General features: G+C 49.8%; 7 protein-coding genes. 1 reads left to right on the forward strand and 6 read right to left on the reverse strand.

The window, feature by feature from the left end; translation table 11 throughout:
• Window positions 1–311 precede the first annotated feature (311 nt).
• The 4 genes from AB8516_RS06670 to AB8516_RS06685 all read right to left on the reverse strand — a co-directional run bounded on the left by AB8516_RS06670 (window position 312) and on the right by AB8516_RS06685 (window position 14,686).
• Window positions 312–10,112: a retention module-containing protein gene (locus tag AB8516_RS06670; RefSeq protein ID WP_369159236.1), complete on the reverse strand. Its 9,801-nt coding sequence runs from the start codon at window positions 10,110–10,112 to the stop codon at window positions 312–314.
• 175 nt (window positions 10,113–10,287) lie between these two features.
• Window positions 10,288–11,046, reverse strand: coding sequence for a LuxR C-terminal-related transcriptional regulator (locus AB8516_RS06675; protein WP_369159238.1), 759 nt, complete (start codon window positions 11,044–11,046; stop codon window positions 10,288–10,290).
• A 4-nt stretch (window positions 11,047–11,050) separates the two neighbouring features.
• Complete coding sequence (locus AB8516_RS06680; RefSeq protein ID WP_369159240.1) at window positions 11,051–12,343, reverse strand: HlyD family type I secretion periplasmic adaptor subunit; 1,293 nt, start codon at window positions 12,341–12,343, stop codon at window positions 11,051–11,053.
• A 132-nt stretch (window positions 12,344–12,475) separates the two neighbouring features.
• Window positions 12,476–14,686, reverse strand: coding sequence for a type I secretion system permease/ATPase (locus AB8516_RS06685; protein WP_369159242.1), 2,211 nt, complete (start codon window positions 14,684–14,686; stop codon window positions 12,476–12,478).
• 73 nt (window positions 14,687–14,759) lie between these two features.
• Between AB8516_RS06685 and AB8516_RS06690 the strand changes: the two genes are divergently transcribed.
• Window positions 14,760–15,098 carry a hypothetical protein gene (locus AB8516_RS06690; RefSeq protein WP_369159244.1) on the forward strand — a complete coding sequence of 113 codons (339 nt, stop codon included), beginning with the start codon at window positions 14,760–14,762 and terminating at the stop codon, window positions 15,096–15,098.
• A gap of 79 nt (window positions 15,099–15,177) precedes the next feature.
• On the opposite strand, the gene AB8516_RS06695 is transcribed toward AB8516_RS06690, so the two are convergent.
• Window positions 15,178–17,136, reverse strand: coding sequence for an EAL domain-containing protein (locus tag AB8516_RS06695; protein WP_369159246.1), 1,959 nt, complete (start codon window positions 17,134–17,136; stop codon window positions 15,178–15,180).
• Window positions 17,137–17,231: 95 nt separating this feature from the next.
• A complete protein-coding gene (locus AB8516_RS06700) occupies window positions 17,232–18,008 on the reverse strand; it encodes a transglutaminase-like cysteine peptidase (RefSeq protein WP_369159248.1) in 777 nt (258 codons plus the stop codon).
• Window positions 18,009–18,105 lie beyond the last annotated feature (97 nt).

Consider the following 18,105-nt stretch of genomic DNA (forward strand, 5'->3'; position numbering starts at 1 on the left):
CGCTAGATTAAGAGTATTTCCATTGCGTGAAGCATAGTGCCGGTTTCGCTACCGTCCTTCTTCAACAATCAATCCCATTCGACCGTCAAATACCAAACCTTGTCTGCGCGAATTAGCTTACTATGAAGCATTTTTTATTTAAATACAATTAGTTACAATAATATACACAATCTACATACACGAATATCAATTATCAAGCTGCCCGCTGTAAAACTATGTGAATTTTGAATTGCACACCCTACTACCCTCACCACAAAAAAAGGGCCCGCTTGGGGCCCTTAACTGTATACATTCGATTCAGCTGCGACGAGTCAAACAATCGTCACATTCACCTGATCTTCTATCAACAGGGTCACGCTATCATCCGTATTGAGATACTCGGTAAAGGTGTGACCATTTTGGGTGACTGTATTTCCGGACTCGTGCCAATCGCTCGTCAGTTCCACACTGTCAGAGGTATCACCCAGAATCTCCAGCAAATTATCATTGTCAGTCATTGTCAACACATCAGATACACTCAGATTCATGATGTCGTGATTACCTACTGTGAGATCTATCCTCTCAATGTTTCTGATATTGGATATGCTACTGAAGTCAAGGTCATTGTTATCAGGTGCAATGAGTGTGTCGAAACCGGCATTCCCAGTGATGAGACTATCTGCAGAATCGAAGATCAGCGTGTCATTTCCACTGCCGCCGCGTAATTGGTCACTCCCGGACCCACCGTCAAGAACATCATCACCGCCACGACCTCGCAAGGTATCATTCCCTTCATATCCAGATAGATACTCATCTGCAGCAGTACCCCTCAGGATATCAGCGAGAGCCGATCCATCGATACTTTGGTAACCGCCGACAGTTATGGTCAGCGTCGCACTGGAAACATCGCCATCCTCATCCGTAATCGAATAGCTGAACGATTCAGTAATCGTTTCTCCGGGAGCCAAATCATCTTTGGTCTCTCGGTTCAATTGGAATGAATAGATACCACTGGAGTTAACCGTCAGATTGCCATATGGGCTTGATGTGTCACCCCAGATGACATTGGATGTAGATCCATCACCACCTGTTATGTTTGACACGCTTCCGGTAACCACAGGAAGAGGGTCAGTGGAAACGATACTACCCATGATCTCAAACGGGTTCACTGCCTGTTCGTCTGTTCGAATTGTGGATACGATCTGACCATTGGTATCCATGAATCCATCAACTCTGACCTCATACTCCTGACCGCCAATGGAAATCGTCACCGCTTGAGCGGGCAGCGTTATGATATCTCTTGGATCGGCACCGTTATTTGGTGTCTCATTATGATCCATCAAGACATCGAACTGTACTGTAGTCGGGATACCATTAACCACCACATCCATTTCAATGGTGAGAGTGACCTGATCCAGTGTGGATGAGTTGCTATATATAGGCCAGTTATTATGCGAAAAATCCGCTAGCTTGAACGATTCCCCAATCAGCACACTTTCACCACCCCCAGTATATACTGGGTTGTCTACCAAACTATATCCTGATTGAGATCCACCACTTGGGACACTGCCCCATAACAGATTGTCAATAAATCCGTCTGTATCCGTATCTTGCTCGGTTACATCTCCCGTGCCATTGATGAACACAGGATTGGTCCAACCAGCAGCGAGATTCTGTATTCCCAGTGAGTCAACTCCGATATACATATTGGCGGAAATATTACCTGCTTTTGGAGCATCATCTTCAAGCTGAATAGTAAGTGGTGCAGACACACTATCCGTACCATCATCTACAGTAACATCCACAACGAAAGAAATAACATCTTCCTGGCCGACAACCGGGTGATCCACCCTATCGGATAATGTAACAGTATAATTTCCAGCCTGATCTATGGATATGCGTAAAACTTCTGAACCAACAGCAGAACCTATGAGCATATCAGTCCCGTCACCCGTCCAGGTTATGGGCTGACCATAAGATGTCATAATGACTCCAGGCTCTGCCAATGATACGGTCAAGGTATCTCCTTCAGGATCACTTATAGACATACTACCGCTATCAGTGACACTATCTGTTGTATCAGTTGGTGTGCCTGTGTTATCAGGCATACCGTAAACCAGACCCTCTTCTGAAACTGCAGCTGTTGCAGGAGTTATTTCAGGCAGATCATTCACTTCATTAACAGTGACCGTCACCGTGGCGGTATCAGTGCCACCGTTACCATCGTCGATGGTGTAGGTGAAGGTGTCGGTGCCATTGAAGTCTGGGTCCGGCGTGTAAACAGGGTTACCTGATACCGAATCGATTGTGACGGAACCATTGGTACCTTGAGTTACCGCTGTCACGGTCAGGCTGTCGCCATCCGGATCGCTGTCGTTCGGTAAAACATCGACAGTGACAGAAACATCCTCATCCGTATCTATAGCGTCATCCACAGCCACAGGGGCGTCATTCACGGCACCTACAGTCACGGTGACGGTCGCGGTATCGGTCCCGCCATTGCCATCGTCGATGGTATAGGTGAAGGTATCGGTACCGTTGAAGTCCGCATTCGGGGTATAGACCGGGTTACCTGAAACAGGGTCAATCGTAACACTACCGTTGGTGCCCTGAGTCACGGCAATGACTGTCAGAGTGTCACCGTCTGGGTCACTGTCGTTTGGTAAGACATCCACCGTCACTGGGGTGTCTTCGTTAGTGCCGACCGCATCATCGGTAGCGATCGGCGCGTCATTCACGGCACCCACTGTTACGGTCACAGTGGCGGTATCAGTGCCGCCATTGCCATCATCGATGGTGTAGGTGAAGTTATCCGTGCCATTAAAGTCAGCATCCGGCGTATAGACCGGGTTGCCACTCACCGGATCAATGGCAACCGAGCCATTGGTGCCCTGAGTCACAGCAGTGACCGTCAGGGTATCACCGTCTGGATCGCTGTCATTCGGCAAGACATCCACTGTAACAGGTGTATCTTCGTTGGTGCCTACCGCATCGTCGGTAGCGATCGGTGCGTCATTCACGGCACCCACAGTTACGGTGACTGTGGCAGTGTCAGTGCCGCCATTGCCATCGTCGATGGTGTAGGTAAAAGTGTCGGTGCCGTTGAAGTCTGGGTTCGGTGTGTAAACAGGATTGCCTGATACCGGATCGATGGCAACCGAGCCATTGGTACCTTGAGTGACCGCTGTCACGGTCAGCGTATCGCCATCTGGATCACTGTCATTGGGCAGTACATTGACCGTGACTGGAACATCTTCATCCGTTCCAATGCTGTCATCCACAGCAACTGGCGCATCATTCACCGCACCTACAGTCACGGTAACGGTCGCGGTATCGGTTCCACCGTTGCCATCGTCGATGGTGTAGGTGAAGGTATCGGTGCCGTTGAAGTCCGCATTTGGGGTATAGACCGGGTTACCTGATACCGGATCGATGGCAACCGAGCCATTGGTGCCCTGAGTCACAGTAGTGACCGTCAGGGTGTCACCGTCCGGATCGCTGTCATTCGGCAGTACATCCACCGTAACAGGTGTATCTTCGTTGGTGCCTACCGTATCGTCGGTGGCGACCGGTGCATCATTCACGGCCCCAACTGTTACGGTGACAGTGGCAGTATCGGTCCCACCATTGCCGTCATCAATCGTGTAGGTAAAAGTGTCGGTGCCATTGAAATCTGGATTCGGGGTGTAGACCGGGTTACCTGATACCGGATCGATAGTAACAGAACCGTTTGTCCCTTGGGTCACAGCAGTGACCGTCAGGGTATCACCGTCTGGGTCGCTGTCATTGGGCAGTACATTGACCGTGACTGGAACATCTTCATCCGTTCCAATGCTGTCATCCACAGCAACTGGCGCATCATTCACCGCACCTACAGTCACGGTGACGGTCGCGGTATCAGTTCCACCGTTGCCATCTTCGATGGTGTAGGTGAAGGTATCGGTGCCGTTGAAGTCTGGGTTCGGCGTGTAAACAGGATTGCCTGATACCGGATCGATTGTGACGGAACCATTGGTACCTTGAGTTACCGCTGTCACGGTCAGCGTATCGCCATCTGGATCGCTGTCATTCGGTAAGACATCGACAGTGACAGAAACATCCTCATCCGTATCTATAGCGTCATCCACAGCCACAGGGGCGTCATTCACGGCACCCACAGTTACGGTGACTGTGGCAGTGTCAGTGCCACCATTGCCGTCATCAATCGTGTAGGTAAAGGTATCGGTACCGTTGAAGTCCGCATTCGGGGTGTAGACCGGATTGCCACTCACCGGATCGATTGTGACGGAACCGTTTGTACCTTGGGTCACAGCAGTGACCGTCAGGGTGTCACCGTCCGGATCGCTGTCATTGGGCAACACATCCACCGTCACCGGGGTATCTTCGTTAGTGCCGACTGCATCATCGGTAGCGATCGGTGCATCGTTCACGGCACCCACTGTCACTGTAACGGTCGCAGTATCGGTCCCACCGTTGCCATCGTCGATGGTGTAGGTAAAGGTATCGGTGCCGTTGAAATCTGCATTCGGCGTGTAAACAGGGTTACCTGATACCGGATCGATGGCAACTGTGCCATTGGTTCCTTGAGTCACAGCAGTAACAGTGAGGGTGTCACCGTCCGGATCGCTATCATTCGGCAATACATCAACGGTGACTGGGGTGTCTTCATTGGTACCGACGGCATCATCGGTGGCGATCGGTGCATCGTTCACCGCAGCCACAGTCACGGTGACGGTCGCGGTATCGGTCCCACCGTTGCCATCGTCGATGGTGTAGGTAAAGGTATCGGTGCCGTTGAAATCTGCATTCGGCGTATAAACCGGGTTGCCACTCACTGGATCAATCGCAACACTACCGTTGGTGCCCTGAGTCACAGCAGTAACAGTGAGGGTGTCACCGTCCGGATCGCTGTCATTCGGTAAGACATCGACCGTAACAGAAACATCCTCATCCGTATCTATAGCGTCATCCACAGCCACAGGGGCGTCATTCACGGCACCTACAGTCACGGTGACGGTCGCGGTATCGGTCCCGCCATTGCCATCATCAATCGTGTAGGTAAAAGTGTCGGTGCCATTGAAATCTGGGTCAGGGGTATAAACAGGGTTTCCTGATACCGGATCGATAGTTACGGAACCGTTTGTGCCTTGAGTCACAGCAGTGACCGTCAGGGTGTCGCCGTCCGGATCGCTGTCGTTTGGTAAGACATCTACCGTGACAGGCGTATCTTCGTTGGTGCCTACCGTATCGTCGGTGGCGATCGGTGCATCATTCACCGCACCTACAGTTACGGTGACAGTGGCGGTATCGGTCCCGCCATTGCCATCGTCGATGGTGTAGGTAAAAGTATCGGTGCCGTTGAAGTCTGCATTCGGCGTATAAACCGGGTTACCACTCACCGGATCAATCGCAACACTACCGTTGGTGCCCTGGGTCACAGCAGTCACGGTCAGGGTATCACCATCCGGATCACTGTCATTCGGCAGTACATCAACGGTGACCGGGATGTCTTCGTTAGTGCCGACCGCATCATCGGTAGCGATCGGTGCGTCATTCACCGCACCTACAGTCACTGTAACGGTCGCGGTATCGGTACCACCATTGCCGTCATCAATCGTGTAGGTAAAAGTGTCGGTGCCGTTGAAGTCCGCATTCGGGGTGTAGACCGGATTGCCACTCACCGGATCGATTGTGACGGAACCGTTTGTACCTTGAGTGACCGCGGTGACCGTCAGGGTATCACCGTCTGGATCGCTGTCATTCGGCAGCACATCAACGGTGACTGGGGTGTCTTCATTGGTACCGACCGCATCATCAGTGGCGATCGGTGCGTCATTCACCGCACCTACAGTCACGGTGACGGTCGCGGTATCGGTCCCGCCATTGCCATCATCAATCGTGTAGGTAAAAGTGTCGGTGCCATTAAAGTCCGCATCCGGGGTATAGACCGGGTTACCTGAAACAGGATCGATGGCAACCGAGCCATTGGTACCTTGAGTGACCGCTGTCACGGTCAGGGTATCACCGTCTGGATCGCTGTCATTCGGCAGTACATTGACCGTGACTGGAACATCTTCATCCGTTCCAATGCTGTCATCCACAGCCACAGGAGCGTCATTGACTGCACCCACAGTTACGGTGACGGTCGCGGTATCAGTCCCGCCATTGCCATCATCAATGGTGTAGGTGAAGGTATCGGTACCATTAAAGTCCGCATTCGGTGTATAAACCGGATTGCCACTCACCGGATCAATGGCAACACTACCGTTGGTGCCCTGAGTCACAGCGGTGACTGTCAGAGTGTCACCGTCTGGGTCGCTGTCATTCGGCAGTACATTGACTGTGACTGGAACATCTTCATCCGTTCCAATAGTGTCATCCACAGCCACAGGAGCGTCATTAACGGCACCCACAGTTACGGTGACTGTGGCAGTGTCAGTGCCACCGTTGCCATCATCGATGGTGTAGGTAAAGGTATCGGTGCCGTTGAAGTCCGCATTCGGGGTGTAGACCGGATTGCCACTCACCGGATCGATTGTGACGGAACCGTTTGTACCTTGGGTCACAGCAGTGACCGTCAGGGTATCACCGTCTGGATCGCTGTCATTCGGCAGCACATCAACGGTGACTGGGGTGTCTTCATTGGTACCGACCGCATCATCAGTGGCGATCGGTGCGTCATTCACCGCACCTACAGTCACGGTGACGGTCGCGGTATCGGTCCCGCCATTGCCATCATCAATCGTGTAGGTAAAAGTGTCGGTGCCATTGAAATCTGGGTCAGGGGTATAAACAGGGTTTCCTGATACCGGATCGATAGTTACGGAACCGTTTGTGCCTTGAGTCACAGCAGTGACAGTCAGGGTGTCACCGTCCGGATCACTGTCATTCGGTAAGACATTGACCGTAACAGGAACATCCTCATCCGTTCCAATGCTGTCATCCACAGCAACTGGCGCATCATTCACCGCACCTACAGTCACGGTGACGGTCGCGGTATCAGTTCCACCGTTGCCATCGTCGATGGTGTAGGTGAAGGTATCGGTGCCGTTGAAGTCTGGGTTCGGGGTGTAGACCGGGTTACCAGATACCGGATCGATTGTGACGGAACCATTGGTACCTTGAGTGACCGATGTCACGGTCAGGGTATCACCGTCTGGATCGCTGTCATTCGGTAAGACATTGACCGTAACAGGAACATCCTCATCCGTACCTATAACGTCATCCACAGCGACTGGTGCATCATTCACCGCACCCACAGTTACGGTGACAGTCGCGGTATCGGTTCCACCATTCCCATCGTCGATGGTATAGGTAAAGGTATCCGTGCCGATAAAATTCGTGTTTGGTGTATAAACCGGGTTACCACTGATTGGATCCATGGCAACCGAACCATTTGAGCCCTGGGTTATGGCGATAACTGCCAGCGCATCACCATCTGGATCACTGTCGTTTGGCAAGACATCTACCGTCACCGGGGTGTCTTCGTTAGTACCCACCGCATCATCAGTGGCAATCGGTGCATCATTCACGGCACCCACAGTTACGGTCACAGTGGCAGTGTCAGTCCCACCGTTGCCATCGTCGATGGTGTAGGTAAAGGTATCGGTGCCGTTAAAGTCCGCATTCGGCGTATAGACCGGATTGCCACTCACCGGATCGATGGCAACACTTCCATTGGTGCCCTGAGTCACGGCAGTGACCGTCAGAGTATCACCATCCGGGTCGCTGTCATTCGGCAGTACGTCAACGGTGATCGGGGTATCCTCGTTAGTCCCCACGGCGTCGTCGATTGCGACAGGCGCATCGTTTACACCACCTACAGTAACAGTCACCGTCGCTGTATCAGTGCCACCATTGCCATCTGTAATTGTGTAGGAAAAAGTATCGGTTCCTGTAAAAGCCGGGGCTGGAGTATAAACAGGATTACCGGTAACCGGATCAATAGTGACTGATCCGTTAGTCCCTTGGGTGACCGAGGTGATGCTCAGCGCATCTCCTTCTGGATCTGAATCGTTCGTAAGTACATCAATAGTGATCGGAGTATTCTCACTTGTACTCGCGCTATCGCCAATGGCAACAGGCCCATCATTTACACCTGCCACTGCAATCATTACTGTGGCTGTATCAAACCCCCCATTTCCGTCACTGACTGTATATGTAAAAGAATCTGTCCCAGTAAAACCGACATTAGGTGTATATTGAAATGAGCCATTCGAATTTTGGACCAGAGTACCATTGGATGGCTGCGTGTTGCCGGTAACTAAGAGCCGATCTCCCTCTGGATCTGAATCATTCCCAAGCACAAAAATACCTACCGGGGTATTCTCCTGAGTTGCGACTATGTCATTTTCAGCATCGGGTGGATCATTAACGGGGATAACGTGAATTATGGAGACTGCGGTATCGCTATTGCCATCACCGTCATTCACTGTAATGTTGATGATACGATCAACAGTTTGTGGATAGTCACTGGTATTAACAAAATGAATTGCTTGAAGGGCTTGTTCATAATCCGCAAGACTTGCTGTGCCCGTTAATGTTACTGAGATTTCATCAACTGTTGCTGTAATGCCATTCGGCAGACCACGCACAATCAAGTGATCAAATGACTGATGATTGGTTAATACTATGGTTGCACTCTCAATATTTGCATCATCGACATCCGTAATAACGACATCTTCGTCCACAATCGATACTGCTGATCCATCCTCAATGAAGGTTGTTTCATAACCGCTTCCAGCCGCACTGCTGTCATCAGCATCCAGATCAATTACCGCAACATCGTTTACACCAATGACTTCAATACGGGCAACCGCAATATCACTATTGAGCTCTCCGTCATTTACCGTAACTTGTATCAGACGAGTCTCAGCAGACGGATTTTGGCTTGTATTCTCAAAGGTAATAGCTTGTATGGCGCTCTGATAGTCTGCCAAAGAAGCTTCACCACTGATTGTGATGGTATGGCCATCGATCACTGCTGACAGGCCCGCCGGCATATTACCAACTGCCAGAACATCGCCCGATTGGGGATTGGTCAGTGTTACTGTTGCACTCTGTAATGTCTCATTATCAACATCCGATACTGAAGCATCAAAATCTGCAATCGAGATTGCAGCATCACCTTCGGTGAAGGTTGTCAGGTAATCATAACCACTGTCAGTCGAATCATTACTATCGAGGTCTACAACTGGGGGATCATTGACTGCTTGAACTGTGATAGTTGTGACAGCCGTGTTACTGTCGAACTCACCATCATTGACTGTCACTTCTATAATTCGAGGTGTTTCGTCAGGGTTTTCTGTGGTATTGATAAACCCAATATCGCGTATCGCCTGGGCATACACTTGCGGTGTTGCAGTTCCACTCAACAATACAGTGATGACTCCGGGCACACTGCTGTCCACCTCAACATTCAAACCGGTAATCGCTGAAACATCCAACTGATCACCAAACTGAGCATTCGTCAATACGATTCTCGCACTTTCCAGTATCGTGCCATCCGGATTGGAGACCTGGATATCCGCATCTGCGATGGGCAAAGGATCGCCATTCTCCGTAAAGTGGCTGAGATAGCCGACACCTACCTGTGAATTGTCGTCACCATCCAGGTCAATGGTGGGCAGAAGGTTAATAATCGTTGACGACTCTTCGGATTGGGCAAAACTGATTGCCAATCCTTCAGTTTCAAATCCGCTCTCGGGTGTTGTCTGAGCACCTGTCCGTTCAATGGTGACAAAACTTGATCCTTCGTTGCCTGTTGGGGATTCACCAGGACCGGCAGCCGGTGCTTCTTGAATGGCTGTTGGGTCTTCACCCAACAAGATTGCCTGTTGAATTGCATCGATTGACGCTGCATATTCAGATCCATCCTCGGGAGTGGTTGTCTGGTAGACGTCGGCATCGAGCAGGCCCTGTGAATTACGGCCCAAGGTCAAATTGCCACCGTCATTGAAAACAATCTCGATACTCCCGAGCTCACCTGTCGCGATCTGCTCATCGGCAAAGACAAGGTCGCCAACCTGGAGAATTCTGGTAACGCCATCACTGCCGGTTGCCTTCACTTCACCAATTACCTGGCGAACGAAACCAATAACCTGTCCGGTTGTCTGGGTTGCTTGAGTAGCCATCTTTGCCTCTACGATTCAGATCAATTTAGTTTGCTATGAGGATCAGGCAGACACACCTGGTCACCCTATCAGGGATAATTTTCGTTAAAAAACACCAGCTCGCCTATTGTACCTTGGTACAATATGTATCTTTTTGATTTAATTGATAATATTTTGAGAATTATGGAAACCGTGATCAACTGTTGATCAACAGGCCAAGCTGGAGGCGATCTTTAGTCGATGTTTTCCTAAAAATAGAGCTGAGATGGGCTTTGACAGTTCTTTCAGTGATGTCGAGTTTTTTGGCAATCACCTTGTTACTATCTCCGGAACCTACAAGTTGCGCTATCTCACGCTCACGATCAGTTAGCTTTGACAGTTTTGATTCTATATCCGATTCCCTTGCCTGATCTTCACCCTTGGGCGGACTCACCGAGCTTAACCTGCTCATCAGTTTGAATAACAGGCTTCGTCCCACCCATACTTCCCCCATCCGCACCAACTCAACAGCTTTGACCAGAAGCGCCTTGGAGATATAGCGATTGCAGTACCCTTTGACACCATGTGAGATCAGGTAGAGCCCTTCCACATCATTTGGTGTGGCTGAGAGAATAATAAAGGCGACATCTGTAAATCGCTGGCAGAGCGACTGTGGAATTTCCCGGTAGTCCTTGTTGAACAGCTCCAGATCAACGAGTACTACACCGGTCTGGTAAGTATTCAGCTTGCTGATCAGCATTTCGCGGGATGATACGGCCGTCAATTCTCCCACCTCACTCAGTGATTCTTGCCAGCGTTTCGCGATACCTTCATCCGAGCTGCAAAGCAGGATCTTATTGGTGATGGGAATGACCTTTTGTTGTAAATCGCCGCTCACATCAGCATTGCGATTTTCATTCCCATCTGAACCAATACCTGAAATCTCGTCAGTATTAGGATTGATCGATAACTGCATCACCTTATCGTTCTCTCAGTGCCCTGCCTTTCGCGCGCAATAATGGTTTAAAAAGATATTCGAGAACACTCTTTTTCCCGGTAAGAATATCGACCTCTGCCTGCATTCCGGGGATGATCGGCAATGCCTTCTCTTGGGTACCCAGGTCTGTTTTATCGGTTCTTACCCGTACAAGATAAAAACTCTCCTGTTCGTGCTCCTCCTTGATAGTATCGGCACTGATATGCTCAACTTTACCCGTAAGCGCTCCATAGATGGCAAAGTCATAGGCTGTCAGTTTTACAATCGCTTTCTGGCCTGGGTGTAAAAATGCAATGTCTTTTGGACCAACCTTCGCCTCAACGAGCAAGGAATCGTCCAATGGCACAATTTCCATCAATTCCATACCAGGCTGTATGACGCCACCCAGGGTGTTGATCATGACCTGTTTGACCGTACCCTTCACAGGTGAACGGACTGCGGTACGGGTTACCCTGTCTTCCAGCGCTACGCTGGTCTCCTTAAGCTTAGAGAGTTCCGCAAGTACATCATTCAGTTCAGCGTGCGCTTCATTTTTGAAACGAATTAAAATCTCAGAGACCTTCTGTTCTGCCTCTTCGAGGCGGGATTTCATACGAGGGATAGTTAATTTAGTTGTCTCGAGTTCCCCTTCCAGTTCGCTGACCTCCCTTTCAAGCCGCAGGATTTCAACTTCAGAAATGGCACCTGCTTCCAGGAGCGGTTTTGACAAGTCCAACTCTTTGGTTACTAATGACAGGTTCCGTTTCAATCTTACACTTTTTACCTCAAGTCCTTTTATCTCCTGGCTAATCTGTTCAACCTGCTTGGACAGAATTGAACGGTTGGTCTGCAACTCTTTCTGCCGTGAATTGAACAGACCCTGTTCCTGATCTACCAAAGTTGGATACTTTTCAGCCATACCCGACGGCGCCTCGAATGCCATACTGTCGGTCTCCGCCTGTAGCCTGGCAGCTTTGGCTTTCAGCGCCCAGAACTGTAATTGTGTTTCCCTCAAGGAAGAGGAGAATCGTGTGTCATCTATCTGTAGTAGAACCTGCCCCTGCTCAACAGTATCTCCATCCTGTACGTATAATGCAGAAAGTATTCCCCCCTCTAGATTCTGAATAACCTGTATTTGACTGGAGGGTATTACCTTACCAACTCCCCTTGTCACCTCGTCCAACTCGGCCCAACTTGCCCAAACAATGGCCAGAATGACTATCAAAAACACCACCCACAGAATAGTCCGCCCACCCCGGGGGGCCTGCATCAACAGTGCGGCAGTCTTATCATCCATGAAATCGTTGTCGCCATTACCTGGTTTTTCAGACTTAAACGACAAAGGATCTGCCTGTCTTTCGACTTCTATTGTTTGAGACTCAGTGTCCATCATTCAATTCAAGTGTCTCAGCATCTGAACTTACGCCATTCATTTAGATACCTCTGCCGGCTTGGCGGAATTGTCACCCCGGCTCTGTTTCAAGGCCTCAAGCACTTGTGCTTTAGGACCGTCGGCAATCACCCTGCCCCCATCGATAACGATCAGTCGATCCACCAGTTCGAGCAATGATGAACGATGGGTCACCAGAATCAAGGTCTTATCCTCTGCATATTTGGAAAGCTGGCGTTTCAGGATCGCTTCGGTGCTGTTGTCCATTGAATTGCTGGGCTCATCCAACATCAGTACAGGAGGATCGAGTAAAAGAGCTCGTGCTATGGCTATGGCTTGACGCTGTCCTCCTGAAAGATGTTCGCCACGCTCTCCCACTTGCATATCAAAACCATGTGGGTGCTGATTGACAAAATCCATCACACCGGCAATTTGTGCCACTTGTAGAATATCGTTGTCATCCGCGTAGGGCGCCCCTAGAACAATATTGTCCCTGACACTGCCATAAAAGAGCATGATGTCCTGAGGCACGTAACCGATGCTGCGCCGGAGATCTGCAGGATCTACCTGTCTTAGATCAGCCCCATCAATACGCACTGCGCCGGAATCAGGATCGTAAAGCCCCTGCATAAGCTTTTCGATTGTGGTCTTCCCGGAACCCACCTTACCGATAATGGCGACCTTCTCACCGGACGAAATCGACATGGAGACATTTCTCAATGTCGCCTTTTCCTCACCAGGATAGGCGAATGTGACATCATCCAGTTCAATATCACCCTGGAATTGCTCACGGCTGAGAAATGATTTTCCTTCCGGTCGTTCAACTGGCAGTTCCATCACACTGTTGAGACTTCCGAGCGCAGTCTTCGCCTGGTAGTAACGCACAGCAAGATTAGCCACCTGAGCCATTGGAGCCAAGGCTCGTCCCACCAAAATGACTCCGGCTATCAAGGCCCCCATACTGAGTTCTCCTTCAGCAATCAGATAGACCCCGAGGACCACAATTCCCACCTGTGACATCTGTTGAAAGAAAGTTGCCACATTGGAAACCGAAGCAGACAGCAAACGTGAACGAACCCCCCACTGTGCGATGTGACCAGTCAGCTGTTCCCACTTTCGCTGCACTTCACTCTCGGCACCAAGATGCTTAATGGTTTCGACTGCGGTCAAGGATTCGATCAATGTCGCTCCCTTTTGTGCCGATGCACGATACGTGGCTTCAACCGATCGCCTGAGTGGAGACTGGATCAGTATCCCATAAAGAATCACGATTGGAATACAGACTACAGGCACATATACCAATGGCCCGCCAATAAACCAAATAACCAGGATAAACAATAAAACAAAGGGCAGATCGACCAGGGTCACAACTGTCGCCGACGTAATGAAATCCCGGATACTCTCAAATTCACGCAGATTGTTGGCGAATGCACCAACAGAAGGTGGACGCGCCGCCATTTTAATACCGAGAACGCGCTCGAACAGCATGGAAGAAAGCAATATATCCGACTTTTTACCGGCAACGTCAATAAAGTAACCACGGAGGCTCCGCATAATCACATCAAATGAATAGACTATGAAGATACCAATCGCCAACACCCATAGAGTCTCAATTGCATTATTCGGCACCACCCGGTCATAGACGTTCATGATAAATAGTGGACTTGCCAAGGCGAACAAATTGATAAGTAGTGACGAGACAAGCACGTCTCTGTAGATTCGCCATGATTTTACCAGTGTTCCCCAAAACCAATGGCGGGTGTTTAGTCTCAAAACCTCGGGAGTCCGGTCATCAAAGCGATGTTCCAAGCGGATAAAGATTGCATACCCCGAGTACTGTTGCTCAAGGTCATCGATGGCTATTTGATGTGTACCCTCCCCACTCTCAGGTTGCATAATGGTCAATTGATTGCCATCTGCACTACGCTCCATCAAGACACAACTCTGCCTGTTCTTGAGCAACAATACGGCGGGGAGCACCAGGGAATTGATTTTTTGTATGGAACGCCGAACAATCCTTGCACTGAGTTGAGCACGTTCAGCCGCACGCAGAAAAAGTTCAGGTGTCAGGCGATGATTCTCCAGCGGCAATCCGGCACGCAAGGCATCATGTGAGTGAACACGTCCATAATAGCGGGTTAGAAAAACCAGACAATCCAGTAGCGGATCATCAAATGCAGATCCATCTGTGGGGTGTTTCCACTCCTCTATCACATCCTGTTGCTGTTGTTGTGCTTTAATATCTGACATGGATTGTATCGTGACACTTGCTTTTCAATAGATGACTACCAGGATCTAAAGAATTACTTGTCGAGGAATCTCTATGTTGTATGCGAAACGTGATAATGATGGCAATATCATCAATCTCTCGGACACCCCTTCTTCTGGCGCCGATGAGGAGGTAAGTGCCACAGATGACGAGGTTATCGGATTTATATTCAACAACAGTTCCACCACTCTTTCGAAAAAGTTACTCTCTGAGACCGATGCAGGGATGATCCGCATCGTCGAGGATCTGATCGAGTTGCTTATTCAGAAAAACCTGATTATGTTCACTGATCTGCCTAATGCCGCCCAGCAAAAAATCTTGATGCGAAACCAGATTCGATCAGTATTTCAACCCGGTGATCCACTTCTCGTCGACGATGACGAACTCCTTTAATTCCTTAGCGTCACATGAAGTAAATTCTTTAATTTTCCTAGTGTTGCAGAACAGAGAGAGTAATACCTGGTAGCGGCGACTACACTGGCTTGCCTAAAAAGTAGCCCTGCCCACCCACTAGATTGAGTCGTTGCAGAATTTCCCAAGTCTGTTCCGCCTCCACGTTCTCTCCAACCACTTTTATCTCTAGTCCGTGCGCAATATAGACCAACGCCTCAATAAAAAACTGGTTCTCGGCACTTGCCTGGAGTTCCCTGAGATAACTGCCATCGATCTTCAGAAAATCAACTTTTATTGTCTTTAAATAGCCAAATGCACTTTGGCTGCGGCCAAAATGATCAAGGGAAAAGGCCGCTCCATAGCGTTTGATCAATTGAATAAACCGGCTGACGTCATCCAGCTGCGCCACAGCACCATATTCCGGCATCTCAAAGATCAAGCGTTGTGAAAGCTCCGAATTATCACCCAGCTGCCGTTCAAGCCAGGCAAAAAATGAACTGTTTTTCAAACATATAGGAGAGATATTAATGGCATAATGGGTATTGTCGTCAACCTCTTCCCGCAAACGTTCAAGAATTTTCACGATTACCATCTTATCGATCTCAGACGTCAAGCCGAGTCTATCCGCATGTGGAATAAACAGGCCTGCAGACAAGAGTTGAGCTTCACCCTGCTCATTCTCCTCCCTGATTCGCACATAGACCTCCTGGTGGAGGATTGTATTGTCACAACAAGCAAATACCGGCTGGAATTGCAGGACAAATTTATCGGATGCCAATGCGCTTTTTATCGTTGTATGCCAATCGGTCGCCCCCTTGATCCTGGCGTTATCCAATTCACCGGGCATATAGAGATGCCATGAATTTGGCCCCTCGCTTTGCGCGGTCCGAAGTGACATATCCGCTTGCGAGAACAATTCCGAAAGATCCTGAGAGCCGTTGAAAGCGGCCAATCCGATATGCCCCACATCCTGAGTGAGCGCATGGCTGGTATCGGCAAGTCCGGACAGCGCGCTTGACAAGGCCTGGCCCAGTTTGGCTGCCTCGACCACGTCCATGTCTTCGACAAACAGCGCAAAATCACCGCCATTCAAGTGTGCCAGATAACTTTTGTTTAGCGACTTGCTTACCGACCGCAGCACCTCTGCGGTCTGTATCAGCAGTTCATCACCGGCCTGATAACCGTGATTCTCATTTATCTCCTTGAGATTCTTGAGTTCTACCAGTGCCAGTAAACCACTGGAGCACTCCTCTGGCGATGCCAGAAGATTTTTGATGGTGTTGTTGAAAAAACGTTTATTGGTAAGATTGGTAACCGGATTGCGGGATGCCTGGCGGTGCAGGCCCTCGGTCAACCGTTCCAGCCTTTCGATCATCCCCTTGACCTTTGTGGACATCCGATTCATTGCCAGGACGATGCGGCGTAGGTCTAAGGTCCTGGGTAGCCTCTCAATTATCGGAAACTCCCGATTGACGATGGCATTCGCCTGCTGTTCCACCTCTCTCAACGGCTTGAGCACCAATTGCAGTGAGAGTAAACCCAAAAGCAGGACCACCAGTGCACTGACCAGAAACCACCTGAAGATTTCGACACTATTCTGCCACAATTGTCGATGGGCAAAACCGGGATGACTCTGCACGACCACTTTTCCGGCCTGTACCCAACCTGACATTACGATAGCCTCACCTATCGGCGTGCTGAGTGGAAATTGCTCTATAAACCACGAAGGCACGCCTTCAAGTGTGACTGCCAGTTTGCGTTCAACCAGTGGCGCCCCTTGCATATCCTGTACTACGACAAGACGGTAGTATCCCCGATCGAAGATCGCATCGGTCATGGATGTGACCGTGGCAAGATCCTTTTCGGCCATATGCTTTGAAATCGACAAACCCAGAGATGTTGCCGTGTCCTGTGCGTGGGACTCCAATTGTGATTCAAGATAGGCACGTGTGTTTTGCACACTGATGTAGAAGGTACCGGCGAAGACCAGAACCAGCAGTACAGTGATCAAAATTATCAATTGTCGCGACAACGTCATGAGCTTTTCACCCTATACCCATCGATGATGACAGCATCGATGGCCTATTGGAACCATAAATTCGTAATCAACCATGTATGTTGCATTTTTTCCCATCAACGCTTCGCCTCCTGCAGCATTCTTTGTTTTAGCTCCTGCCAAAGGCTAAGTCGGGTTGAAGAACCGACCTTCTTTCCCCTGCCCAGGCTTTTTGCCAACCATAAACCATCGGCATTAAAGCTATATACCGGTGTGAGATCGAGGCGGTTACTGGCTGACAGCAACTGAGGATTGAGATTATCCAACACCTTGGGTATGGAGGAGGGCTCAGGATAGTAGGTCAGCACCATGTGGGATTGATTCAACTTGACCGATTTCACATACATAATGCGCAACTTCTCTTCCGCGACGCCCATCTCCTTCAAGGTGAAATACTTGGCGATGGAGTAATCCTCACAGTCCCCTCCCTTTCGCACCAGCAGTTCCAATGGGGTTGCCCAATAATCTTCCTTGCCCCACAGGTCGGCATCGGACTGGTAGGGGATTTGATTAAAGAAGTCGTTGACACGCCGTAACTTCTCGATTTCATCGATATGATTGCTTTCCAGCATCAATCGGCGCCAGGATGCGACTCGATCCCCCGCCTGATCACCAAAATTCTGTTTCGCCCAGGTAACTGCCTCATCCGTCAGATCGATGCTTTCAGCAAAGGCAATCGCTACTCCCAGCCAGAGTATCGCAGAGATCAGAAAGGCTGGAATCGACCGTTGTCTATGTTCCTTAAAACGCAAATAACCCGTCACCAATACACCTGCATTCCAGCGGTTGGCGGTAGGGTGGCTGTATTCAATCCACTTGAAGGCCACCTCATCCCGGTATTTCCCGAGATGCAAGACCTGTTAACAGGCCCCTGGGAAGACTAGTGAATGACCGGAATTTATCAGGAAGGCTTGTAGAGGTTCTCTCTGAGCCACGACATGAATGGCCAAG

The organism is Candidatus Thiodiazotropha sp. LNASS1, assembly GCF_964212655.1.
Taxonomy (GTDB): domain Bacteria; phylum Pseudomonadota; class Gammaproteobacteria; order Chromatiales; family Chromatiaceae; genus Thiodiazotropha.

What these genes read in the sequence shown, in the direction of transcription:
- AB8516_RS06690 (WP_369159244.1), top strand. Translation starts at nt 14,760, where the DNA reads ATGTTGTATGCGAAACGTGATAATGATGGCAATATCATCAATCTCTCG.
- AB8516_RS06670 (WP_369159236.1), bottom strand. Translation starts at nt 10,112, where the DNA reads ATGGCTACTCAAGCAACCCAGACAACCGGACAGGTTATTGGTTTCGTT.
- AB8516_RS06680 (WP_369159240.1), bottom strand. Translation starts at nt 12,343, where the DNA reads ATGGATGATAAGACTGCCGCACTGTTGATGCAGGCCCCCCGGGGTGGG.
- AB8516_RS06695 (WP_369159246.1), bottom strand. Translation starts at nt 17,136, where the DNA reads ATGACGTTGTCGCGACAATTGATAATTTTGATCACTGTACTGCTGGTT.
- AB8516_RS06685 (WP_369159242.1), bottom strand. Translation starts at nt 14,686, where the DNA reads ATGTCAGATATTAAAGCACAACAACAGCAACAGGATGTGATAGAGGAG.
- AB8516_RS06675 (WP_369159238.1), bottom strand. Translation starts at nt 11,046, where the DNA reads ATGCAGTTATCGATCAATCCTAATACTGACGAGATTTCAGGTATTGGT.